Annotated in this window: 14 protein-coding genes; 3 read left to right on the forward strand and 11 right to left on the reverse strand. The window is 59.8% G+C overall.

What is annotated here, in order from left to right:
* Window positions 1-163: 163 nt before the first annotated feature.
* From H8K11_19220 to H8K11_19270, 11 genes are all read right to left on the reverse strand, one after another.
* A complete protein-coding gene (locus H8K11_19220) occupies window positions 164-3,607 on the reverse strand; it encodes a molybdopterin-dependent oxidoreductase (GenBank protein MCS6265881.1) in 3,444 nt (1,147 codons plus the stop codon).
* A 486-nt stretch (window positions 3,608-4,093) separates the two neighbouring features.
* Window positions 4,094-5,515 (reverse strand): sigma-54-dependent Fis family transcriptional regulator, encoded by a 1,422-nt coding sequence (locus tag H8K11_19225; GenBank protein ID MCS6265882.1) that lies wholly within the window; start codon window positions 5,513-5,515, stop codon window positions 4,094-4,096.
* Window positions 5,516-5,705: 190 nt separating this feature from the next.
* Window positions 5,706-6,893, reverse strand: a complete 1,188-nt coding sequence (locus tag H8K11_19230) for a calcium:proton antiporter (GenBank protein ID MCS6265883.1) — start codon at window positions 6,891-6,893, stop codon at window positions 5,706-5,708.
* 41 nt (window positions 6,894-6,934) lie between these two features.
* Window positions 6,935-7,249, reverse strand: a complete 315-nt coding sequence (gene sugE / locus H8K11_19235; protein ID MCS6265884.1) for a quaternary ammonium compound efflux SMR transporter SugE — start codon at window positions 7,247-7,249, stop codon at window positions 6,935-6,937.
* A gap of 181 nt (window positions 7,250-7,430) precedes the next feature.
* Window positions 7,431-10,562, reverse strand: coding sequence for an efflux RND transporter permease subunit (locus tag H8K11_19240; GenBank protein MCS6265885.1), 3,132 nt, complete (start codon window positions 10,560-10,562; stop codon window positions 7,431-7,433).
* A 4-nt stretch (window positions 10,563-10,566) separates the two neighbouring features.
* Window positions 10,567-11,799 carry an efflux RND transporter periplasmic adaptor subunit gene (locus H8K11_19245; protein ID MCS6265886.1) on the reverse strand — a complete coding sequence of 411 codons (1,233 nt, stop codon included), beginning with the start codon at window positions 11,797-11,799 and terminating at the stop codon, window positions 10,567-10,569.
* The gene (locus tag H8K11_19250; GenBank protein ID MCS6265887.1) at window positions 11,799-13,244 is read right to left on the reverse strand and encodes a TolC family protein; all 1,446 of its coding nucleotides are present in this window, start codon (window positions 13,242-13,244) and stop codon (window positions 11,799-11,801) included. Before H8K11_19250 ends, H8K11_19245 begins: the two co-directional genes overlap by 1 nt.
* Window positions 13,245-14,074: 830 nt before the next feature.
* Entirely contained in the window at window positions 14,075-14,719 is a 645-nt protein-coding gene (locus H8K11_19255; protein MCS6265888.1) for a response regulator transcription factor, read from the reverse strand.
* On the reverse strand, window positions 14,716-15,858 hold the full coding sequence (locus tag H8K11_19260) for a sensor histidine kinase (GenBank protein ID MCS6265889.1): 1,143 nt from the start codon (window positions 15,856-15,858) through the stop codon (window positions 14,716-14,718). Before H8K11_19260 ends, H8K11_19255 begins: the two co-directional genes overlap by 4 nt.
* Window positions 15,859-15,933: 75 nt before the next feature.
* The gene (locus H8K11_19265) at window positions 15,934-17,325 is read right to left on the reverse strand and encodes a sigma-54-dependent Fis family transcriptional regulator (protein ID MCS6265890.1); all 1,392 of its coding nucleotides are present in this window, start codon (window positions 17,323-17,325) and stop codon (window positions 15,934-15,936) included.
* Window positions 17,297-19,252, reverse strand: coding sequence for a CHASE3 domain-containing protein (locus tag H8K11_19270; GenBank protein MCS6265891.1), 1,956 nt, complete (start codon window positions 19,250-19,252; stop codon window positions 17,297-17,299). The genes H8K11_19265 and H8K11_19270 overlap by 29 nt, the downstream gene beginning before the upstream one ends.
* A gap of 409 nt (window positions 19,253-19,661) precedes the next feature.
* Between H8K11_19270 and H8K11_19275 the strand changes: the two genes are divergently transcribed.
* Genes H8K11_19275 through H8K11_19285 form a run of 3 tightly spaced genes read left to right on the forward strand, consistent with a single transcriptional unit; the run spans window position 19,662 to window position 23,663 of the window.
* The gene (locus H8K11_19275) at window positions 19,662-20,543 is read left to right on the forward strand and encodes a formate/nitrite transporter family protein (GenBank protein ID MCS6265892.1); all 882 of its coding nucleotides are present in this window, start codon (window positions 19,662-19,664) and stop codon (window positions 20,541-20,543) included.
* Window positions 20,544-20,559: 16 nt separating this feature from the next.
* Window positions 20,560-22,158, forward strand: coding sequence for a DHA2 family efflux MFS transporter permease subunit (locus H8K11_19280; protein MCS6265893.1), 1,599 nt, complete (start codon window positions 20,560-20,562; stop codon window positions 22,156-22,158).
* A complete protein-coding gene (locus H8K11_19285; protein MCS6265894.1) occupies window positions 22,155-23,663 on the forward strand; it encodes an efflux transporter outer membrane subunit in 1,509 nt (502 codons plus the stop codon). Before H8K11_19280 ends, H8K11_19285 begins: the two co-directional genes overlap by 4 nt.
* The last annotated feature ends 18 nt before the right edge of the window (window positions 23,664-23,681 follow it).

Consider the following 23,681-nt stretch of genomic DNA (forward strand, 5'->3'; position numbering starts at 1 on the left):
CCTCGTAGGGATACAGCATCTTCCGTCCCAGTTGCCAGTTATAGACTTCTGGCATTGTGAATCCTCCTTCTGAACATGATCATGTAGTTAATGGTTCGCATTCGTTTCAAGTACCCAGGAGCAAGTGCCGAGAGGCGAGCCCCTCAGACTGTGTCGCTCTGTCCTAGACCTTGATCTTGATATGTTCACCTTTAAGCCACTTGATCATGAACTCGTTTTCCTGACCCGGCGTGAACCCGGTCCGGACTGGTTCCCACGGACCACGCGCTCCGATACCGCCGTCTTCCGCCTTGGTGATGCGGATCAAGCATTCCTTCGGAACCGTGTTGATACCGTGGTGATCGATGGCATAGCCCCACTTGAACTTCCAGGCAATCGTGTGTTTGCCGGGGAGTGAGTCGGTTTGGTGCATCGGCATCAACCAGTTCCGGGTAAAGGACTGTTGGGCCCCATACCGGAAGTTGGACTGATAGCCGGTGTCCACCGCGATGGCGCGTCCGTCTGGCCGCGTCTCGTGGCCCTTCACCGATTTCGCCGTCGCCACGTACGGAGCGTGCTTCGCCATCGTCACGTGGTACGGATATGCAGGGTTATACTTCGCCCGGATCATCAAGCGGGCGACCTTGTAGAACGGATCCGACGGTTTCCAGCCGCGATAGGGCCGGTCCACCGGGTTACCGTCGACAAAGACGTAGTCGCCGTCGTTGATGCCGCGGTCTTTCGCTGCCTGCGGGTTGATGTGCAACTGGTGCTCGCCGACCCCCGGTGTCCGTTTGTCCATCCGGTACGGATCGCCGAAGTTCGACTCATAAATCTGCACCCAGTCGTTCACCGACCATTGGCTGTGCACCCGGTGCCGGGTCTTGGGCGTCACGCAGTAGAACTGGTAGCCCTTTTCCCACAAGGGGTTCGGGTGTTGTTTGATTTCGGACCACGGCAGCTTGATATTCCGCACCGTCTTATCGTCATGGTGCTGCGCCGTCACGGGAATTCCATAATCCTCCGGCCGGACATAGGGATTGGTCGTCATGATGGCATTCGGCAGATACGGCGTACACTCCGGGCCTTCCCGGTGTGAAATGAAGTTTTCGCCGTATTCGATGGCTTCCGGCTCAATACGGTAGGTCTCGATACGACCCGACCGCGTCCACTGGGGCTTGGACTCGTTGGTCTCTTCCCAGAGCGGGTGGCGCGGATAGGTGCGTCCCATGACCATCCAACCCTTTTCCGACTTCAACATGACGTCAGCGCTGTATCCGTAGCAGGTGGCGCTGGCATCCAGCATCCGCTGCGGATAAACATCGACGCGGTTCATGTACACGAAGTGGAACACGCCGCGGAAGCGCGCATCTCCGGTCATTTCAGCCAACTTGGCTGCGACGCCGGCGAAGGTGTCCGCATCGTTACGGGTGTCGTACAGCGGACGGATACCACCCTTCCAGATCTGAATCCACGGATTGGAGACCGTGCCAGTCATTTCCGGATAGGTGAACTCCATCCAGGAGTTACACGCAAACGCCACGTCGGCATGGTTGACGTCCGAGGTCATCTCGATGTCTTGCGTGACGATCATCTCGATGTTCGGATCGACGTTTTTCACCATGTCATAGTGGTGCTTGGCGTTGTTCAGAATGTTCACGTTGGTGACCCAGCGGACTTTGCTGGGGCTCGGCATGTGGGTCTTGCCGGTGAACACCTTGCGTCCGTACTTCGGCGTGTTGACGATCAAGGCCGTATCACCATGGTTCCAGTAACCGACTTCTTCACCATAGTAGTACGAGCGGGTCTTGATCTCTTTGCCGTGAGCATTCGGATCCAAGGTCAGGTTGAACGGATCCTCACCGGTGTGCACCGCGAGTCCCGCGCCGGACCAAGGCACGGCGTTCCAGATACCGGCCTTGTAGTTACCAGACCAGGTATGGCAGCCCGTCCCGAACTTTCCGATGTTGCCGGTGATGGTCATAATGAACGCCGCCGCCCGACCCATTTCCGTCATGTGGAAATAGTGACAGACGCCTTCGCCGTTATGCATCGCGGCCGGCTTGATCGTGCCCGAATCACGCGCCCAACGGACGATGAGGTCCTTCGGCGCACGGGTGATCTGATGGGTCGTATCCAGATCGTAGTCCTGAAGGTGGACTTGATACATCTGGTAGATCGGCATCACGTCGATTTCGCGACTATTGAGCAACTTGACGCGGAAGGTTCCGGTCAACGCTGGATCAATGCCGCTTTCCTTGAAGTGGAAGCCGACCTGTTCCCGGTGCAGAGGAACAGCCTTCCCCTTCGCCAGGTCCCAGACCATCATGCCGCCGAGCCGTTCGACCTGCTCGGGCTTCAAGGACTGGATGCGTCCCGAATAGCTCTTGGAGAAATCCGGGAACTTGTAATCCGCAATCACATCGCGCGGATCGAGATACTGCAGCGTATCCGTCCGTACGAGCAACGGCAGGTCGGTAAATTCCTTGATGTAATCGATGTCCTGCAAGTTTTCATCGAAGATGATCTTTGCAGCGCCGAGGAAGTTCGCACCGTCGGTCTCCGGCCGCAGAGGAATCCAGTAGTCTGCGCGGTAGGCCGTTGGGTTGTATTCCGGCGTAATGACGACGATTCGCGCGCCGCGCTCGATGGACTCGAGCTTCCAGTGCGCTTCCGGCATCTTGTTCTCGACGAAGTTCTTCCCCCAGCTGGTGTTCAGCTTGGAGAAGCGCATGTCGGCGAGGTCGACGTCGCAGTTCTGGGTCCCGTTCCAGAACGGATGGGAAGGATCTTGGTCGCCGTGCCAGGTGTAGTTGGAATAATATTTTCCTCCCTGGGCTTTATCCGAGTCGACTTTGCGGATCCAGGAGTCCAGCAACGGCAGACATCCGCCGTTGAAACGGGTGTTCATCATCTTACCGACGATGCCGAGCACCGGCATACCGGCGCGATGCTTGAACGTTCGCACGCCCGCGCCCTTCATCATTTCGATCATTTCCGGAGCATAGCCCTGCTCACGGAGACGACGAGCACCGGCTTCACCGCTGTAGCGCGTCGCGATGACCACGGCGGCTTTGGCAACATAGGTGAAGGCCGTATCCCAGGACACCCGGTTGAGGTCGTCCAGGAAGCGGCTGTCGAATTTGTACTTGCGCTTCACATCGGGCGTCAGCTCGGGGGAGCCGTCGTCCATCCACTGCTTCCAGCCCTTCCGCATCAACGGACCCTTCAAACGATAGGGGCCGTACACGCGACGGTGGAAGGTGAAGCCTTTCAAGCACATGCGCGGATTGTGCGCGAACGTTCCGCGGTTGCCGTAGAGGTCTTCATAGGTTTGGTGGTCATAGTTCTGCTCAACGCGCATGACGACGCCGTTTCGGACGAACGCGCGGACGCGACAGCCGTGGGTGTCGTTCGGTGAGCAGCACCAGGTAAAGGATGAGTCGTACCGGTACTGGTCGTGATACACACGTTCCCAGGACCGATCCGGGTACTCACCCAGCGGGTTCCCAACCTCGATGACCGGCTGCAGCGCGGTCAACGCGAGGACTTTATCCGCCACGGCCACGGCCGCGACGGTTCCCGCCGAGATTTTGAGAAACTGTCTCCGTGAAACGGAAACCTGCATAATAGCTACCTCCTTGTGAGGCACATGAGTCCCTCATGCACCTGTTCGTACAACCTCACTACACTCACGTGGATGCAATCTTGTCTGGAGTACCCCCTTTCCTTGTGTCGAATTGGAAACATTCGCCCCTCACAATTCGAAATTGTCGAGCGGACATTCGCTCGCGCTATAGGAGTATTACAATTCACGTGCCGTGGAGGACGAAGAATGTGGCCTCGGTTCGTCTTGGTAACGAGTGTTTTATATTAATAAAATCAATGTGTTGAGACTATCGATGGGGCGGGAAAGAGGACGGTGGTGGCTGGCGAAAACGAAGGGGTCAGTAACTGCTGACTACGAGTGGGGATGTGTTGTTTAAGCTATTGAAATATAACGATCTATTCATGTCTGTAAATGCGGACGCGCAGGCTATTCATTGATTTATTCAATAAAAACAATTATTTATATTCACTTGTGGTGGGTGGGTGTCATGCTTTGCTGACACCGCTATTTTTCGTCTTTTGTATAGCGGCGCATGATCTCGTGGAAGTAGGAACGTGGTAGGCCGGCGTCCTGGGCGGCATGGGTGACGTTCCCCTGATGGATCGTCAGTTTGGTCGAGATGTACCGACGGTTGAAGGCCTCCAGGACCTGTTCCTTGGCTTTCGCATACGGCAGGTGGAGATAGTCTTCTTCGGGGGCCTCGCGCTGTCGCTCGTCTGGCACGGCGAGCATGCCGGCGACGTCCGCGATACCGATGCGGTCGCCCTTGGCGAGCATGACCGCCCGTTCCATCACGTTTCGTAATTCCCGGACATTCCCCGGCCATGGGTAAGCGACGAGCTCTGTGACGGCGGAGGGATGGAGATCCTCCACGCGTTTCGTAAACTCCTTGGCATAGCGTGCAATGAAGTGTCGGGCGAGCACGGGGATATCTTCCGTCCGTTCACGGAGAGGCGGTACGCGGATCACCATGACATTGAGGCGAAAGAACAGGTCTTTCCGGAACTCGTTCCGCTTTACCTTCTCAGCCAGGTCCTGATTGGTCGCGGCGATAAAGCGGACGTTCACCTTCCGCTGCTGGGTGCTGCCGACCGCCCGCACTTCCCCGGCTTCCAGCACACGCAGGAGTTTCGCCTGCAGATTGGCGGGGAGGTCGCCGATTTCGTCGAGAAAGACGGTGCCGTGGCTGCCTGACTCGATCAAGCCGGTTCGGTCCGCCACTGCGCCGGTGAATGCGCCGCGGACATGGCCGAACAACTCACTCTCCACGGTGCCTTCCGAGAAGGTGGTGCAGTCGACAACCTGGAACGGGCCGTCGCTATCGAGACTGCGCTCGTGAATCGCCTTGGCGATCAATTCCTTACCCGTGCCGGTTTCCCCGATGATCAGTGTGGTGGAGGGGACCCGGGCGATGGCTTCGATCATGGCCATCACGTTTCTGATCGGGGAGCTCACACCTACCAGGTTCTTGAAGGGAATGCGTGGCGCGGCAGGCTCGTCCGGTGAGGCCTGCAGGAGGATTTCCGACATGCGCATGGCCCGATGAATGCGCGCCGACAGATCCATCGTGTCGTAGGGCTTCACGATGTAGTCGAATGCTCCATGGCGCATCGCGTCAATGACCGTCTCGATCGCATGGACCCAGCTGACGATGATGACGGGGATACGCCGGTTCAGGTCCTGTACCCGCCGCAGGAGTTCGATTCCGCTCATGCCCGGCAGCCGCACGTCGGCGATGATCAGATCGATCGGTTGCTGTTGCAGCCGCTCCAGCGCGCCCTCGGCCGTGGCGTTGATGACCAGCGTGACCTGCTCATCCTCATGGCGGGGCAGTTCATGCTCGACCGTGCGCAAGAACATGTCCACGTCTCCCGCGTCGTCCTCGACCAGCAGGATCGTGAAGACTTTGTGCTTGGTGCCTGACATGCGTGTCTTTCTCGGAAACTCCTACAGTCCGCTCACAGCAATGGTTTTTTGATCTGGTGCGGTTCAGACTGGCCCGGGGTCGGCCATGAGTGCGTTGCGTGAATTGCTGTCCTCTGGCCCGTATCTTAGGAGGGCAAGGCGAGGCAAATCAACTCTGTGGCCCACTCCAAGCAGGGCCGTATCCCGACGGCTATTTCTCAAAAATCAGCATGAGGTAGGCCAGGAACAGGAGCAGGTGGACGGCTCCGAGCAGGACATTGGTGCGTCTGACGGCAAAGGTCAGCATGCTGACCACGAAGGTCAGGACCAGGAGGATGGTATCGACTGTGTCGATCCCGAGAATGATGGTGGATTCAGTAAAGAAGCCGATAGCGAGGACGGCTGGAATGGTGAGGCTGATACTCGCGAGCACCGATCCAAGGAGAATATTGACGGAGCGCTGCAATTGATTGGCCAGAGCGGCCCGGACCGCGCCAAGAGATTCGGGGGCCAGCACGAGCCCGGCGACCAGCACACCGCCTAACGCATGGGGGGCATTCCACAGGCGAAGTGTGTAATCGATCGGTGTCGCCACATGTTCCGAGAGAATGACGAGCGGAAGCAGGTAGGCCACCAGGAGGAGTGTATGGCGCCAGACAGGTGTCTTCGGGGCCTGTTCAGTCTGATGGAGCAAGGCCATTTTTCGCTTGCTCTGGCTCCGGGGTGCCACGAAGTAGTCGCGGTGGCGCAGATTCTGAATCGCGAGAAACACACCATACAACCCCAAGGACATCACGATGAGAAAGGTGGATTGATGGGGGGAAAATGTCGGACCGGGGGAGGAAATCGTATAACTTGGCAGCACGAGCCCCAACACCGCCAACGGGACAATGACTGCGAGGAACGCGTTCGCCCCTTGTAGATTGTAGGTCTGTTCGTGGTACCGCAGGCCCCCGAGCAGGAGGGAGAGGCCGACCATGCCGTTCAGCACGATCATGACCACCGCAAACATGGCGTCACGCGCGAGCGACGCATTCCCGTTGCCCGTATACATAAAGGCTGTAATCATCATCACTTCGATTCCGGTGACCGACAAGGTCAGAATGACGGTTCCCATCGGTTCGCCGAGCCGCTCCGCAAGGTGCTCCGCATGACGAAGGACCGCAAAGGCGGAGAGAATAATCACGAGCAGGAGCCAGCCGAGGATGGCGCTCAATCGAATGGGGTTAGAGAGGTCGCTTAGCCACTCATGGCCAGAGTGAAAGAACAGGGCGGCAGTTCCGACAGGCAGGAGCAGGAGCCATTCTCCAAGCGTCCAGCCGGTCGGCTTTGGGGTGTTGCGATTCGGGAAGTGGAGGACCGAAGACTCATGTTGAGTGGGTGTGGTGAGAGGCAACATGGTCTACGTGAATCCGCCAATAAACATCACTGCCGCCCGGCTCAGGACGTGCTTCTGAGTCCGATGATGCCGAGGACGATGCAAAGCAGCGAGAGCACTTTGATGATCGAGGCAGTTTCTGCGAAGAGGACCATGCCGAGGACGGCGGTGCCTGCCGCGCCGATACCTGTCCATACCGCATACCCCGTTCCCACGGGGATCGTTTTCAAGGCTTGAGCCAGGCAGCCGAAGCTCGCCGCCATGGCGACCAATGTTCCCACTGTGGGCCACGGCCGGGTAAATCCTTCGGTGTACTTCAACCCGATGGCCCAACAGATTTCAAAAAGTCCGGCGACACAGAGTAACGTCCACGCCATAGTTTTGCTTGCATCAACCTTCGTGACGTGTGACCGGGAAAGGGAGCTTCACACATGGAACCGTTCCAGCATAGAGATAACACGATCAGCTCGTCCGGGTAACCTCGGCAGATCACTAGGGACATTGAGCGGGGCGACTGAATGGAATGCGGAAGACGCATTCTCATCGGAGGGACAGTCGTCAGCGGGCGGGTTCCTCTTCCAGCGCTGCCGGTTTATCCGGTCGATCGAACCACTGATACAGCACCGGCAGCACGATCAAGGTCAGGAGGGTGGAGCTGACTAACCCACCGATCACCACGATGGCCAGCGGCCGCTGCACCTCCGATCCGATGCCGTGAGATAGCGCCAATGGAAGCAGCCCGAGCAATGCAACGACCGCCGTCATCAGCACGGGGCGCAATCGGAGTGTGCAACCGGTGACGACCGCTTCCCCCTGATTCATGCCCTCGTCGCGAAGTTTGTTGATGTATGAGACCAGGACGATGCCGTTGAGCACGGCCACCCCGAAGAGATTGATGAACCCGACGGAAGCCGGCACGCTGAGATACTCGCCCGTCAGCCACAGGGCGGCGATACCGCCGATCAGGGCAAAGGGCAGGTTCAAAATAATCAACGCGGCGTGACGCAACGAGTTGAACGACGAAAAGAGAATGAGAAAAATGACGCCGATGGTGATCGGGACAATAATTTTCAGCCGGGCCATCGCCCGCTGCATGTTTTCAAATGAACCGCCCCAGAGCAGCCGGTACCCGGTGGGCAACTGGACCTGCCGGTCGATTTTCGTCTGGGCTTCATGCACGATGCTTTCAATGTCGCGGCCGAACGTATTGAAGCCGACATAGATCCGGCGCTGCAGGCCTTCACGGCTGATCAGTGCCGGGCCTTCGCGCAGTTCCACCTTGGCGATGTCACCCAGCGGAATCAATGCGCCGGCCGCGGTGGTCAGGAGGATATTGCCGATGGTGTCGACGCTGTCGCGATATTGTTCTGGAAAACGAAGAATGAGGTCGAAGCGGCGCTGCCCTTCGTAGACGCGCGTGGCAGCGTCGGCGCCGATCGCGGTCGTAATGATTTCCCGGATCTGGGCGACATTGATGCCGTGGCGGGCGATCTTGCCGCGATCGATATCGATGGTCAGGTAAGACTGCCCGAAGAGTTGCTCCACACGCACGTCCTTGACCCCTTGAATGCCGTTCATGATGCCCTGAATTTTTTCCGCCGTGCTGCGCAGAATGTCCAGGTCTTCGCCGATCACTTTCACGGTCGCTTCCGAACGGACCCCCGAAACCAGCTCATCGACACGCTGTTGAATCGGCTGGCTGATCAGGAAATTGGCGCCCGGAATCTGTTGCAGGCGACGGCGGATCGCGTCATCGAGTTGCGATTTGGTCGAGGCGGTTTTCCATTGATCCATCGGGGCGAGCGACACGACGGGATCGCTCGCATTCGGCTCCTGAGGATCGTTGCCCAATTCAGTCCGGCCGATTTTCGACACCACCATGCGGGCTTCCGGGAACTCCAGCACCGCTCGCTGCATTTCCTTCTCGATCTCGATGGATTTTTCCAACGAAATGCCGGGAAGCCGGATGGTTTGAGGCGTCACCGACCCCTCGTTCAAGATGGGGATGAACTCGCCCCCCAGAAAGGGAAACAGCGCCAGGCTGCCGGCCAGCAGGCTGAGGGCGAGTGCGAGCACGGCGGTGCGATGGCCGAGCGCCCATTCGAGCGTCGGCAGGTAGCCACGCTTGACCCAGCGCAGGAGAAAGGTGTCTTCCTCCTTGGGATCCTTGAGAACCAGGGAGCAGAGCACGGGCGACAGGGTCAGCGACAGCAACAGGGAGATCAGCAGGGCAATGATGATGGTATAGGCCAGCGGCTGAAACATCTTCCCTTCCATGCCCTGCAAGGACAGGATCGGAAAAAAGACGATGATGATGATCAGGATGCCGAAGACGACCGGCTGTCCCACTTCCATGGCCGCCTGCAGAATCAAGGAGGTCTTGCCGGTCGAAGAGTCGCGGTGTTCGGAGAGATGGCGATAGACGTTTTCCACCACCACCACGGAGCCGTCCACCATCATGCCGATCGCGATGACCAACCCGCCCAGCGACATCAAATTGGCGGTCAACCCGACCCGATCCATGACGATGAAGGTGGCCAGCGGGGTGAGGATCAGGGTGGCGGTGACGATGAGGGCGCTGCGGACATTGCCGAGAAAGAGGAAGAGGACCACGACCACTAGGACCACGCCTTCGAACAGGGCCTTATAGACGGTGTTCAAGGCGGAGGTAATCAGTTCGATGCGATCGTAAAACGGGACGATGCGGAGTCCGCCGGGGAGCAGCTTGTGCTGGTGAATGTCATCGATTTTGGTTTTGACCGCCTGGACGACTTCACGGGCGTTGCCGCCGCGGAGCATGAGCACGATTCCGGTGACCGCTTCATGTTTGCCGTTGATGACGGCCGCGCCGTGGCGGATGGCGTGCCCCACGCGAACTTCGGCCACGTCCCGCACATAGACCGGGGTACCGCCCTCTTCTTTCACGACGATTTGTTCGATGTCCGCGAGGGTCTTGATGAGACCGACCCCCCGGACGATGAATCGCTCGGCGTTCTTTTCCAGAATGTTGCCGCCGGCGTTGGCATTGTTCTGTTCGACCGCCCGGAACACATCGTGGAGCGCGAGGTTGTATTTTCGCAGCAGTCCCGGCTCGACCATGACCTGAAATTCTTTGACGAACCCTCCCAGGGAGTTCACGTCCACCACATCCGGGAGTCCCTTGAGCAACGGGCGGATCAGCCAATCCTGGAGGGTGCGCCGGTTCATCAATTCGGACTCGGAGAGCTGAGTGCCCGCCGTGTCGTCCTGCGGGCCCTTCAAGAAATATTGAAAGACTTCGCCCAGCCCGGTGGTATTGGGGACCAACTGGGACAGAGAACCGGGCGGCAGTTGATCCTGCACTTCGAGAATGCGTTCGAGCACGACCTGTCGCGCCAGGTAGATATCGACCGTGTCTTCGAAGATCACGTCGATCATGGAAAGCCCGACCTTCGACAGCGAACGCACCTCGACCAGGCCGGGTGAGCCGGTCAATTGGAGTTCGAGGGGAAACGTCACGAACCGTTCGATTTCTTCGGGAGAGAGCCCGGGCGTTTTCGTCACGACCTGGACCAGGACGGTCGTGACATCGGGAAAGGCGTCGATGGGAATGGTTTGGAACGAGTAGATACCTCCGAGGGCCAGGGCCAGGGCCAGGACGACCACCAGGACACGTTGGCGGAGGGACATTTGCAGCAGCGACGATAACATGCAATCAGATCTGGGAGCCGAACAACTCGGATTTGAGGACGTAGGAGCCCTTCACGACGACGGCCTCCTGTTCCTGGACGCCGCCGAAGACCTTGACCTGCTTGCCGTTGGATTCCCCCAATTGGACGTCGCGGACTTCGAAGACCCCCGGTTCACGTTGAACGAAGACGAATTGGCGGTCACGGTCTCGCTGCACGGCCGTTTCGGGAATCAGGAGTGTTTCCGGTTGCGGTTCTGAATACACGCGGACGGTGGCATACATCGAGGGTTTCAGTTTGCGTTCGGGGTTGGACAGTTCGAGCCGCAGCCGCATGGTGCGGGTGGCCGGATCGAGTACGTCTCCGACATAGGTGATCCGACCCTGAAAGATCTGTCCCGGATAGGCGGTCACGTGCACTTCCACGGCCTGTCCGTCTCCCTCCAGGTCGGCCTGGATATACGGAATATCCTTTTCCGGAATTTTCGCGGTCACCCAGACCTCCGAGAGGTCGGCGACGACAAACAGTTTTTCCGTGGTTTCCACGACCTCGCCCTTGGTCAGATTCCGGGCGATGATCCGGCCGTCGAAGGGAGCGACCACCGGGACGTGTGACCGGATGGTGTGATTGCGATCCAGATTGCGCAAATCCTCGTCGGTGAGTCCCAGGATCAGGAGGCGGTCCCGCGTTTCCCGTTGTTCGGCGCGAAGGCTGATCATTTCCCCCTCGCGGCGTTGCAGTTCAGCCACACCGATGACTTTTTCCTTCAGAAGCAGCTCTGCCCGCCGGAAGGCTCGATCGGCGACATTCAGTTTGGCGGTCGCCTTGAGGTAGGCCGACTGGGCCATACCCAGTTCGCTGCTGTAGAGCAGGGCCAACAGAGTACCCCCTTTGACCTCTCGGCCCAGGTCGGCATAGACGTCGATGACCCGCCCGCGGACCAGCGTCGTGATTTCCGCCAGGGCGTGCTCATTTGGTTCGATGGTGCCGGGGAAATCGCGAAAGGTGCGAAATTCTCCCCGCGTCAGCGGTTGCACTTCGATGCCGGCCGATTTGATTTTGTCGGCCGTCAGCCGGACGAGGCCGCTCTCGGTCGCAGCGGCGGGCGGATTGGCCCCCGTGGCGTTGGGGGGCGGGCCTTCGCATCCGGAGAGGAACTGCAAGGGCAATGCGCTAAGCAGCATCGTCAAGGCCAATCGCAGAGAATAGGCGCGTGCATGGCTCCGGGCTGTGCTGAAGTGTGGATGGGCTGGTTTCATTACAGAGCGCCTCCCACGGCACGTTCCAGGAGCGCGAGTGACATGGAGAGATCGAATTGGGCCTGGGCGTAGTCCAGCAAAATCTGACGCTGCACCCGTTGGGCGTCGAGCACTTCGATGAGGCTGGAGGCCCCCTGCTGGAAGCTGAACTTCGCGATTCGCAGCGCTTCATCGGCCTGTTTCAAGAGCCCCTTTTCATAGACCTCGATCATATCCGCAGTCGTTTTCGCATCCTGAAAATGCTGGCTGACGTTTCGGATCAATTCATTTCGCGCACGAAGAAATTCAGCTTCGCCTTTGCGTTTACTTCCGAAGGCCGAGATGATTTCGCCCTGCCGCCGATCCCACACGGGAGTGGGGAATGTGACGCCGCCGGTGAAGGCTTCCCGACCGATTTCCCGCCAGTAGCTGCCTCCGATCGTGATATTCGGCACACGGGCCTGACGTTCGAACTCCAGGCTATGGTCGGCCTGCTCGACCGACTTGCGCAGGCGCACGATCGTCGGATGTTGGGTGAGCGCGCGCTCGGTCAGAATGTCGATGCCGAATCCCGGGCCCACACGGTGGAGTTGCCCGTCGATGGCGTACGTCGGCCCGAGTGAACCGGCCGTCAGGGTATCGAGCATCACCCGATTGACCCGCACTCGATTGGCCGCTCTCGTCAGCGACTGATTGGCTTTCAATACTTCCACTCCGGAGCGAATCGCTTCGAACTGCGGACTCTCCCCCAGGCGTACCCGGGTCCGTACCGCCTTGTCGACATCCTCCACGGTGGCCAGATTCTGCTGTGCGAGGACCAGCGCGCGCTGAGCCAGGAGAAGATCGTAAAAGGCGACCTTGACGTCGGCGACCAAATTGAGCTGCGTTTCCGCCAGTCCGGCCGAGGCGGCGGCGACGCCGGCTTCACTGGCGCGCTGGCGGGCCGCGCGCTTTGACGGCCACTCGATCGGTTGTCCGACGCTCAGATTGAATTCCGTCACCCGCTCACGCACCGCCGGATCGAAGAGTCCCAGGTCGCGCATCCTGCCGACGCCGCTGTTCGCGCTGACCGAGGGGTTGAGATAGGTGTACGCGGCCACCTGTTGTCCACGGTTCTGATCGATCGTGCCCTCCGCGCTGGCAACGGTAGGATTGCGCGTCAACGCGAAATTCAGCACCGCCTCCAGCGAATAGACCGGATCGGACGACCCCGGGGGCGGTGCGGTTGCCCGGTCGGCGGCAAGGCTGGAGGCCGGACTCAAGAGCACGACGAATAGACACGCAAGGAGGGCGAAGGCGACGACCAGTCCGTCGTATCTGAGCGCCGGCGCCGGTCGTTTGTCCCATGGCATGGATCGTTGAGGCATGAAGGTCGCGCCGAGCTGTGGTCCGCATACTCGGCCTTTTCCGGCTTCTGATTGCGGCTGCGGCTCGTGCATCGGTCCGCGTCGATCTGCATAGTTCATCGTCGCCCTTCCTCCCTCCGCAGAACCGTGCCCGGCACTGAACGGTGCGTCCCCACTGCGCGATGCCCGTTGTCCTGCTGCAAACAACCTAGCACCTTCCCGGAGCGAAGTCGATCAAGTGCGCAGGTGCGCGCGTCGCGAGCGACAGTGCGGAGGGGGCAGGAATGGAGGCCAGGCCGGTGATTCCATCGAGAGTACAGACTGTGTGGTGTAGGAGGGGTCTCCCAATGACTTGCGATGAAGCGAGTCCAGCACTGTGCGGTTCGATGGAGTCGGCCTGGCGAACAGGTCGAATATCTGGTCCGATGCATCCGCTTGAGAACATTCCTCTGTAACCGATCCACTGTCGCCTTCTTGGCGCATGCAATGGACGGGATCTTCGTAATGACCGGCCGACAACGCGGCTGCGGCTCACCTGCGTGGAGCGGCGCCCGGTCGTGTCAGGTATGAATCTGTTAGGCGTCGTAGAGATGTTCTTGTGTGAGTCGATGATACAAGGTGGCGCACTGAGGGCAATACCCTTCGGAAAAGGTGGGGCCATGCGATGTCACATCGTGGCTCTCCATGAATGTCTGCATGTCCGACCATACCGCGCAGGAGTTTCCATCCGTCTTGTTGTCCCGCACTCGCCAGCAAACCTGGCATTGTGTGGCTGCGGAGTCCATCCTTCAGATCTCCTTCGACCGTATCCAGCCGGTATGATCGATGGGCATGGGGAACGGCGAACACCTACAGGTAGGGTAACGAAGGCGAAGAAGAGAGGCAACTAGGCGATGTCCTAGGTCGAAGGTGAAATGTCCCGAGTCCGATGTCAGCGCGGCAAGCCCGGGCTAGGCCGATGTCAGCCCGTGCGCAAGCGCGTACTTGGTCAGTTCTGCGGTGGTGCGGAGGTTGAGATGAAAGATGATCTGAGCTTTGTGAAACTCGACGGTTTTCGGCGAGATATTCAGCAGCGAGGCGATTTCCTTGATGGTGCGTCCCTCGGCAATGAGCTGCAGCACTTCCCGCTGGCGCGGCGTCAGTTCCTGCCGTTGTGCAAACAGGCCGGCCTGCCCTGCAGAGAGGGTCGTGACCAGATCCTTGGTCAGCAGGGAGGTAACGAAATACTGTCCCTTCAACACGGAGTCGATGGCTTGCTCCAGTTCTCTGGCCGCGGATCGCTTGAGCAGGTAGGCTGATGCCCCGGCTTTGAAGGCCTCGCTCACATAGGCCGGGTCCGCATGCATGGTGACGAAGATGAGTTTCACGTCGGGCAGCAGCTTCTTTAATTGGCGCGCGGCATCGACTCCATTTAATAACGGCATGGAGATATCCAGCAGGATCAAGTCGGGGCGCAGCCGCGTGGCTGCGTCGAGGAGCGCGCGGCCGTCTTCGACCGCCCCCACCACCTCACAACGTTGTTCCACGATTCGCCGGAATCCTTCCAGCACCAGCGTATGGTCGTCGGCCAGCAACACTCGAGGGGGCGTGGTCATACAGGAACCTCCGCGTGCGGAACTTTGATATAGAGGCGTGTGCCCTGGTGAGGGAGCGAATCGATGGTGACGGTGCCGCGGACCAGGCGGAGGCGCTCTGCCATGCTGATCAGGCCGAGACCGCGATGGTTGTTCGCCAGTTGCTGCGTGTCAAACCCGACTCCGTCATCCTGCACGGTGAGCGTGATGGCATCGGCCGTCGAAGCGAGGGATACCATGACCCTGCTCGCCTGCGCATGTTTCATCACATTCGCCAGACTCTCCTGGGCGATGCGGTAGAGACAGGTGGCCACGGTTTGCGGCACGGTCTGCGGTGCCGGCGACACGTCGAACGTGCCTTGAAGGTTCGCGCGTGCCGCGCATTCATCGACCAGGCGCTGCAAGGCGACGGTCAGTCCCAGGTCGTCCAGAATGGACGGATGAAACTGATAGGCCAGATGGCGTACGTCGTCCGACAGCTCGGTGAGCCGGTCCTGGATCGAGCGTAGCTCTTTGCTGCAGTCGCTCGCCGAGGGGGGGAGGCTGCTCTCCAGCGACTCGGCTTGGACAACCAGCATGGCCAGCCGCTGGTTGATGTCGTCATGGAGATCCCGGGAGATGCGCCGGCGTTCCTCCTCCTGGGCCGTGAGGAGACGGGCCGCCAGGTCCCGCAACTCCTGCCGGCTGGTGGCGAGATCGTGTTCGCTGGCGCGCAGAGACTCTTCCGTCTCGACGTGTTCAGAGATTTCATGCAGGAGGGTACGGTTCACGTCGGCCAGTTCCCTGGTGCGGGCGGCAACGCGCGCTTCAAGTTCGTCTTTCGCCTGACGGAGTCGAATCTCCGCATGATGCCGTTGTCGCAGGAGTACGGCCGAGATCCAGACGACGACGAGACCGAGGGAGGCATTGGTGACCCCTACCCATAGCGGAATGCTGCTCAGACGAGGGCCTCCCACAGCCCCGACGATGAGCAGTCCGGTGGCGCAGGCGGCGGTGAGCAGCGGAAGTCGTGGATTCGGGGAGAATGAGGCCAGCAGCACGATTCCGGCGTAGAGCGCGCCGATGGCCACCCCGAGCGGCATGAACAGATCGAGCGCAAAGAGGCCGCAGGTCAATCCGACGATGCCTGGAAGAATCCAGCTATTATGCTTGCCGGCCATCGCCTGCCTGATTCATGTGCTTATTATCCGTTCCCGAGTGGCGCGGTTCAACCCCGGAATACACAGCCTGCCGGCTCAGTCCTGTTCCATTTGCTTCTTGAGGCGCCGGTCCAGGGCGAACCGCGTCAATCCCAGATGTTTGGCGGCCAGGGTTTTGTTGTGATCCGAGAGGCGCACGACTTCCTCGATCAGGGCCGACTCGATATCGGCCAGCGTCTGTTGTCCCAGCACCATTTCAATGCGAAGGGAGGGGTGTTCGCCTTGCGCCATGGCCACGGCGATGTGCGGGGCTTGCTCGCGTAATTCGCGCGGGAGGCAGCCGGCGGTCAAGGTTTTGTCGTGGCAGAGAATCATGGCGCGTTCGATGATGTTCTGGAGTTCGCGAATATTGCCCGGATAACTGTATCGCTGAAGGAGCTCTTGCGCCTCGGGTTCGATGTCGACGACCTCCTTGCCGAACTCTTTGCCGAATCGCAGCATGGCCTGCATGGACAGCGGGAGAATATCCTCCGCACGCACGCGCAGGGGCGGGAGTTCGAAGGTCACCACGTTCAGGCGAAAGAAGAGATCTTCACGGAAGCTGCCGCGCGCCGTGTCCTTCTTGAGGTCGCGATTGGTGGCGGTCATCAAGCGGAAGTCTACCGAGAGGTCTTCCGTGCCGCCCACGCGCCTGAAGGTGCGTTCCTGCAGGACGCGGAGGAGCTTCGCCTGCATGGCCGGGTCCAGGTCGCCGATTTCGTCCAGAAACAACGTGCCGCCTTCCGCTTTTTCGAGGAGCCCGCGTTTGCGCTGGTGGGCGCCCGTGAAGGCGCCCCGCTCATGTCCGAACAGCTCGCTTTCAAAGAGCTCCTTCGGAATAGCCGTGCAGTTCACGGCGACGAAGGGGCCTGAGGCACGAGGGCTGTTGCAATGGATGACCCGCGCCAGGAACTCCTTGCCGGTGCCCGTTTCGCCCTGAAGCAGCACGGTCGATTTAGCATTCTGCGCCACATCACGAACCTGGCCGAGCAGGAGCTGCATCGCCGGACTGCGCGCATCGATATTGGAAAGCGCGTAGGGGCTGTTTTGATCCTCGAGTGAAAATTCGACCCGGTGGCGCAGCGTGAGGAATTCGATTGCGCGATCGACGACAGGATCGACACCGGAGAGGTCGACCGACTTGATCAGGAAATCGTAGGCGCCCAGCCGCATCGCTTCCACCGCATCTTCCACGGTCCCATAGGCCGTCAGCATGATGATCAGCGTCTGGGGCGCGATCGGGCGGAGCTGCCTGAGTGTCTCGACGCCTCCCATGCCGGGCATTTTCAAGTCCAGCAGAATGAGGTCCGGCGCATGTTGGGTGACGGCCCGGATCACATCCTCGCCTGATTCGAAGCCGGTCACGGTGTGATGGCGCCGCGAAAGGCGTTTGACGATGGCGGATCGAATGGCGGGTTCGTCATCCGTGACGTAAATCGTGGCCTGCATGCTGTTCCTCTTCCTGCATTCGTGGTGGCTGTTGTCGTAAGGGGGCCCAGACGCGCACGGTGGTGCCGCGTCCCACTTCACTGTCCAAGGCAATTTCTCCGCCGTGTGCTTCGAGAATGTTACGGCAGATGGCCAGTCCTAATCCTGTCCCCTGCGGTTTGCCGCTCGTGAAAAACGGTTCGAACACGTGCGGGAGGTGGGTGGGGCTGATCCCGGTACCTCGATCTGCGACGGTGACTTCCAGTCCCGGCTCCACGCCGCGGGCCTGCTGAACCAGGGTGACGGCAATCGTTCCGCCGGAGGGGCTGGCTTCGATTGCATTCTGCAGCACGTTGAGCAGCACTTGTTTCAGTTGATCGCGGTCGGCCTGAATGGTGTAGGGAGCGTCCGGCGCCGAGAGTCGGATCGTCGCCTGCTTGCGCGTGAGCGGCTCATCCAAGACCTTCATGACCTCTTGCACCAGCTGCGCCATGTCGAAGGCGAACGCCACGATCTCACGGGGGCGGGCATAGTCGATGATCTGGTTGACGATCCGATCGAGGCGTTTGGTCTCCTGCAGGATGACGGCCAGATCGGGGCGGCGCGCATCGGCTGGGTCGGTATCATCGAGCAGGAGGGATGTGGTCGAGCCGATACCGACGAGCGGATTTCTGATTTCGTGCGCGATGCCTGCGGCCACCTGCCCGAGTGTGGCCAGTCGCTCGGCCCGACGCAGGCGCGATTGCATGAGATCGAGGGCCGTGATGTCCACATTGAACCCCTGGTACATGACGACCGCTCCGGAATGATCGCGAATCGGGATGCGCCGGCTCAAGACTTTTCTCACGGTGCCGTCCGCATGGAGAAACCGGAAGACCGTTTCATAGGGTTTCCCTTCCGTCACTGCTTGCGCGAATTCCTCGATGACTCGCTCCCGGTCCTCCGGGTGGATCGCGCGCCGGACTGCATCGGGGTCCTTCTCTTCGCTCGGATCGAGTCCCGCGAGGAGGCTGTTGTATCGATTGCTGAACACGAGGGTCATCCCCCTGGTGGTGAAGATCCCGAAGGGTGCATGGTCGACGATACTGCGATACTTGGCCTCCGAACCGGCCAGATCCTGGTTGAGCTGGCGCAGGTTGGCCTCGGACAGTTGCAGCGCCGCAATGTGGGAATGGATGGCCGAGCTCATGGCGTGCATGACACGGGACAGATTGCCGATTTCATCCGTTCGTGTCATCACCGGGACGTGCGGGATCGGATGCGTATCGGCCGCCATCACAGCGGTGGCCAGGCGCTCCAGCGGCGTCGTGATGGAGTGGGCGATGAGGTGTAACGCCGCCACCATGCAGATCAACGCGAAGAGACCGCCGCCGAGGATGGTCATGAGCATGGTGTCGCGATCCTGGGCGAGTTTCGCGAGTTTGGCATTCAGCGCCGTCTGGGCGAGATGTTCGAAGTGCCCCATGTCCTGGCGAATTTTCAACATCAGCGTTCGCCCTTTGCCTTCCTCGATGTAGAGCCGGGCCTCGTCGGGGTGGTCCGCCTTCACGGCGTCGATCAAGGTTTCCTTTTCATCGATGAATTGCCGGACGAGTTGTTGCACGGAGGTGATCAGCGCGCGCTGATCGTCATGGGCGGAGACCTGCGCTTCCAGCGTTCTGCCGATGTTCAGGACATGGTCCTGGGCGGTGCGATAGGGGAACAGATAATGTTCCTGGCTCGTGAGCACGAAACCGCGGAACCCTGTTTCGAGGTCCACGACAAGCCGAAGGTACTCCGAGGCCAATCGTTGGGAGTAGTAGATGTCATTGAGCTGGCCCTCGTCGTCGGAGAACGTCGTGACGCTGCGGTAGGTCAGGACGCTGAGGAGCAGCACCGTGAGCGCAGGAATCACCGACGCAAGAAACAACTTGCGGGCAATGGGCAGATTGCTGAGCAGGTCACTCAAGGGCGGTCTTCATCTCCGACGATATCGTAGTCTGTGCGCTTGTCTGTGTGCAACTTCGCCGCCTGATCCGTCCTGTCGGGAAAAGCGCCGGTCGGGAAAAATCCCTGTGCCTTCAGCGGGTGCCGGTTTGCGTTCCGCATGCGGTTTTTGCCGCGGGATGCGAGATGAGCGGTTTCGCACTGTGCGCCTGTGCGATCTCGCCCGTATTCATGAAGTTCCTCAAGAGAGCGGATGATCCGGATCCGGTCCAGGCAGCGACGATCGATCTTCCCCATCTGTCTCAGAGCGGTACGGATGATTGAAAAATACTACGGCACGCGCCTTGCTCAACGTGTGACAGAAGAATCTCCGTGACCGTGCCACGCATCGCGCGACGAGCGATGCCGGCGAATCGAAGAAGGAGGCTGCGATGGACTATGTGAAGCCCTACGGCGTGGTGGACAGTATGCTGGCCGGCGGCGCGCTGAAGTTGAGTTTGCCGCCGCGTCAATTGGTGCTTCGCGGCATGCTGGCCGGCGCGTATCTCGGGATCGGGACCAGCATGGCGGTCACGGTAGCCGTTGAAACCGGATACTGGATTCTCGGCAGTCTGCTCTTCCCCTTCGGATTGGCGCTGGCGATTCTGCTCGGCGCCGAGATTATCACGGGCAGTTTTGCGCTGTTGCCCTGCGCTGCGGTGGCCGGCCAAAAGAACGCGGGTCTCCGCCAGGTCTTCGCAAACTGGGGCTGGGTTTTCCTCGGCAATCTCCTGGGCAGCACCCTCTACGCAGGCCTGTTTGCCGTCGCGCTGACCACCGCCGGAGATGCGCAAATCAATGCGGTCGGGACCAAACTCATTGCGATTGCCGAAGCGAAGACCAATTATTACGCGTCACATGGCACGGCCGGACTCCTCGCGGCGTTCACGAAAGGGATGCTCTGCAACTGGATGGTGAGTCTGGCGGTGGTGGCGGCGTTCATGTCGACGTCGTTCTCCGGGAAAATTCTCGCGATCTGGGGGCCGACCTTGCTGTTCTTTTCGCAAGGATTCGAACATGCGGTCGTGAACATGTTTCTCATGCCTGTCGGCATGTTGCTGGGGGCCAATGTCAGTGTGTCGACCTGGTGGCTCTGGAATCAGATCCCGGTGACCGTAGGGAATCTGGTCGGGGGCATGTTGTTTACGGGATTGGCGATCTATGGGGCGCATCGTACGAGCGCGCCGGCCGCGGCCCCATCCGCTCCCGCAACGGTGCCGGCTCAACCAGGGACGGCCCGGGCCGATCAGCCGGGCTATTCTCCTTCGTATTAAGTCATGGAGTGCGGCGATGGCGGTTGTCTATCTCAGACGGTTGCATGGATGGCGCTTCGTGCTGTTCAACGCCGTGCTCGGCCTGTCGCACATCGTCGTGCTGTTCAACGCCGGTTCCTACATTGCTCTGCTGCCGCATGTGTCAGGCGATCTGGGGGGCGTGTTACCGAGTTTTCTTACCTGGGCGCAGACCGATTTCATGGTCGGGTTGGCCCTGGGTTTTCCTCTCGCGCGATACCTCTCGGGACGTATCGGCGATTACCGCCTGCTGATCGGCGCCTTCATCGTGTATAGCGTGGCGTCGTATTTGTGTGGTGATAGCCAGACGCTCGCGCAGTTCGTTCCCGCTCGCATCGTGCAGGGGATTGCCGGTGGCATCACCCTGCCGATCGCCCAGTCCATGTTACTCAACGAATACCCCAAGCGATTGAAGGCGGTGGCCTTGACCGTCTGGGGCCTGTTCAGCATTACGCCTTTCACCATCGGGATGCCGGTGGGAGGGTATATCGCCTACATGCTCGGGTGGCGTTTTCTGTTCTACCTGGATTTCGTGCTGACACTCGTGATTGTCGGCACGCTGGCCGCCTTGTTGTACGGGCGGGGGTTTCGCCGCCGGTACGCGCGTTTCGACCTGGTCGGGTTCGCCCTGCTGGCGGTGTTGCTCCTGGGGCTTCAGACGTTGCTGAACATGGGCAACGATTTCGATTGGCTGGATTCGCCGTTCCTCCAGGCCATCGCAGTGGTGCTGCTTGTGGCGTTTCCCTGTTTCGTCATCTGGGAACTCGGGGAGCGGCATCCGACGCTGGACCTTCGACTCTTCATGCATCGCAATTTTGTGATCGGCGTCATCAGCCTGACGCTCGGGTTCTTCTCGATCCAAGGGCTGCTGTCGCTGTTGATCGTGCAGATCCAACTCATTCTCGGCTATTCGTCCAAGCTGGCCGGGCTGGCCCTGCTGCCGCTGGTCTTGCTCGGGGCTCCCGCCATCGCGGTCATGCATCTTCTCTGTAAGTACATCGATGCCCGTTGGTTGATTTGCCTCAATAGTCTGGGGTTTGCCTGGACCTTTTACTGGCTCGGCCTCTACGACGATCCGCATAGTTATGAAGAACTCTTCTGGCCGATGCTCGTCGAAGGCATTTTCCTGGGATCGTTTTTTACGCCTGTGACAGTGTTGACCCTGCACGGCCTGTCCGGTCCGCTCATCATGCGCGCGGCCGAGGTCGCGAATCTTTTGCGTGTGGCTGCGGGAGCGTTCGGGATCACGTTTCAAGGCATCGTCCTGTTCCGGCGTATCCACTTTCATCAACTGCATCTGGCCGATCACTTCGGCGGGCGCCAGTCGATCTCTTTCGATCCGATGGGGCAGTTGACGGCCAAACTCAGTGCGGCAGGATTGTCGCAGGCTCAGATCCAGGCCAAGCTTGGCCTGCTGATCCGGCAGGAAGCGGCGATTCTCGGTTTGAACGACGCGTTTCTCGTTGCGAGTGCCCTGTTTGTGGGATTGGGCATCCTCGTCTGGTTCGCTCACCCGACCCACTTACCGGTGGCGCAGGATCCGGCCGACGAATTACGGGAGATGGGCGCTGAGGAAATGATTGAGGAGGTGCCATGATTGTTCCTGTCACGATCAGGCGTCGCTTGCACTTTGCCCTCGGGATCGGCTGCGCGCTCTTCTTCGGCGGTTGTGCCTGGATCCCGAAAGGGGATCAACCGGCGCAATATCTCGAGGCGCCTGAAATGACGGAGACTCTGGCGGAGGTCACGTCCCGGCTTCAGAATTGGCCGGAGGATCGCTGGTGGGAACAGTTCGGCAATCCGGAACTGAACGGCTTGATCGAGCAGTCGCTCAACGATAACCCCGGCTTGAAACATGCAGCGGCACGGCTGCGGCAGGCCACTTCACTCGTGAAGGTCGAAGGCGCGCGGCTGTTGCCGTTTCTCGAAGCAGATGCATCGTTGACCTACGAACGTATTTCTCAACATGGCGTCTTTGCGGCCCTCAATCCGGAAGTGGCGGGCATCAGGATTATGTACGGGATCATCAACCCGTTGAGCTTCCGGTATGAATTCGATTTTTGGGGAAAGAACCGGGCCATGCTGGAAGCCGCGCTGGGCCATGCAGCGGCCGAAGAAGCGGAAACGGCCGAGGTGCGCCTGCGGCTGACCACCGGCATTGCCCGCGCCTATTTCCGCGGGCAGGCCCTTCAACAGCAACTCACTATCGTCAAAGCCATCGTCGGCATCCGCCGCGAGCTCAAGACATTGGCGGAGACTCGATTCCGGCTCGGACTCGACAATGACCAGCCCGTCAAAATCGCGGTGGCCGACTATGAAGCCGCGTTCAAGCGTCAGGCGGCAATTCGCGATCAGCTGGATGTCCAGCGTCATCTGCTGGCGCGATTGGTCGGCAAGGGGCCTGATGAGGCGGGCCATCTGTTTGCCAAGCCGAAAGTGATCGTCCCCAGTCAGATTGCGGCACCGGATCATCTGTCCATGGGGTTACTCGTCCATCGGCCGGATCTGGCCGCCGCCCTCTATCGTGCTCATGCCGCATCGCGGTTAGTCAGGGTGGCGACGACCCAGTTTTACCCCACCATCGATTTGACCGGCTTCGTGGGATTCAATGCGTTGACGTTGGCCAAGGGGACCGACAAGCTGGCGAATTTCCTTTTCAGCGGTCAAAGCTTTTCCTACGGCCTGGCGCCCGGATTGCGGATGCCCTGGTTTGAGGGCGGCCGACTCCGCGGTGAATTGGGGGCGCAGCGGGCGGAATACGATGCGGCGGTGGAACTCTACAACGACACGCTGCTGGAAGCGATGCGGGAAGTCGCCGACAGTTTGAGCGCCTGGCAGACTACGAATGAAATCATGGCCTCGCACAAACGGCTGGTGGCTTCCTTGGGGGACGACTGGCGATTGGCGAAGGTGCGACTCGTGAACGGGCTGGACGATGATCGGGAAGTGTTGCGGCATCGTTATCCGGTCCTGGAGCAGGAATATGCGTTGAGGGCCCTGGAAAGCGACCAATTGGTGGCGGCGGTCGATCTGATCGAATCCCTGGGCGGCGGTTATCACAATCCGGACATTGCAAAACGACCGAAACAGAATCCGAGCTAAATCCATGACAACCACAAC

Source organism: Nitrospira sp., assembly GCA_024998565.1.
Classification (GTDB): Bacteria; Nitrospirota; Nitrospiria; order Nitrospirales; family Nitrospiraceae; genus Nitrospira_A.

Bases quoted from the DNA above. Each gene is read 5' to 3' on its own strand.
- H8K11_19220 (MCS6265881.1), bottom strand. From the start codon at position 3,607: ATGCAGGTTTCCGTTTCACGGAGACAGTTTCTCAAAATCTCGGCGGGA.
- H8K11_19225 (MCS6265882.1), bottom strand. From the start codon at position 5,515: ATGTCAGGCACCAAGCACAAAGTCTTCACGATCCTGCTGGTCGAGGAC.
- H8K11_19230 (MCS6265883.1), bottom strand. From the start codon at position 6,893: ATGTTGCCTCTCACCACACCCACTCAACATGAGTCTTCGGTCCTCCAC.
- sugE (MCS6265884.1), bottom strand. From the start codon at position 7,249: ATGGCGTGGACGTTACTCTGTGTCGCCGGACTTTTTGAAATCTGTTGG.
- H8K11_19240 (MCS6265885.1), bottom strand. From the start codon at position 10,562: ATGTTATCGTCGCTGCTGCAAATGTCCCTCCGCCAACGTGTCCTGGTG.
- H8K11_19245 (MCS6265886.1), bottom strand. From the start codon at position 11,799: ATGAAACCAGCCCATCCACACTTCAGCACAGCCCGGAGCCATGCACGC.
- H8K11_19250 (MCS6265887.1), bottom strand. From the start codon at position 13,244: ATGAACTATGCAGATCGACGCGGACCGATGCACGAGCCGCAGCCGCAA.
- H8K11_19255 (MCS6265888.1), bottom strand. From the start codon at position 14,719: ATGACCACGCCCCCTCGAGTGTTGCTGGCCGACGACCATACGCTGGTG.
- H8K11_19260 (MCS6265889.1), bottom strand. From the start codon at position 15,858: ATGGCCGGCAAGCATAATAGCTGGATTCTTCCAGGCATCGTCGGATTG.
- H8K11_19265 (MCS6265890.1), bottom strand. From the start codon at position 17,325: ATGCAGGCCACGATTTACGTCACGGATGACGAACCCGCCATTCGATCC.
- H8K11_19275 (MCS6265892.1), top strand. From the start codon at position 19,662: ATGGACTATGTGAAGCCCTACGGCGTGGTGGACAGTATGCTGGCCGGC.
- H8K11_19280 (MCS6265893.1), top strand. From the start codon at position 20,560: ATGGCGGTTGTCTATCTCAGACGGTTGCATGGATGGCGCTTCGTGCTG.
- H8K11_19285 (MCS6265894.1), top strand. From the start codon at position 22,155: ATGATTGTTCCTGTCACGATCAGGCGTCGCTTGCACTTTGCCCTCGGG.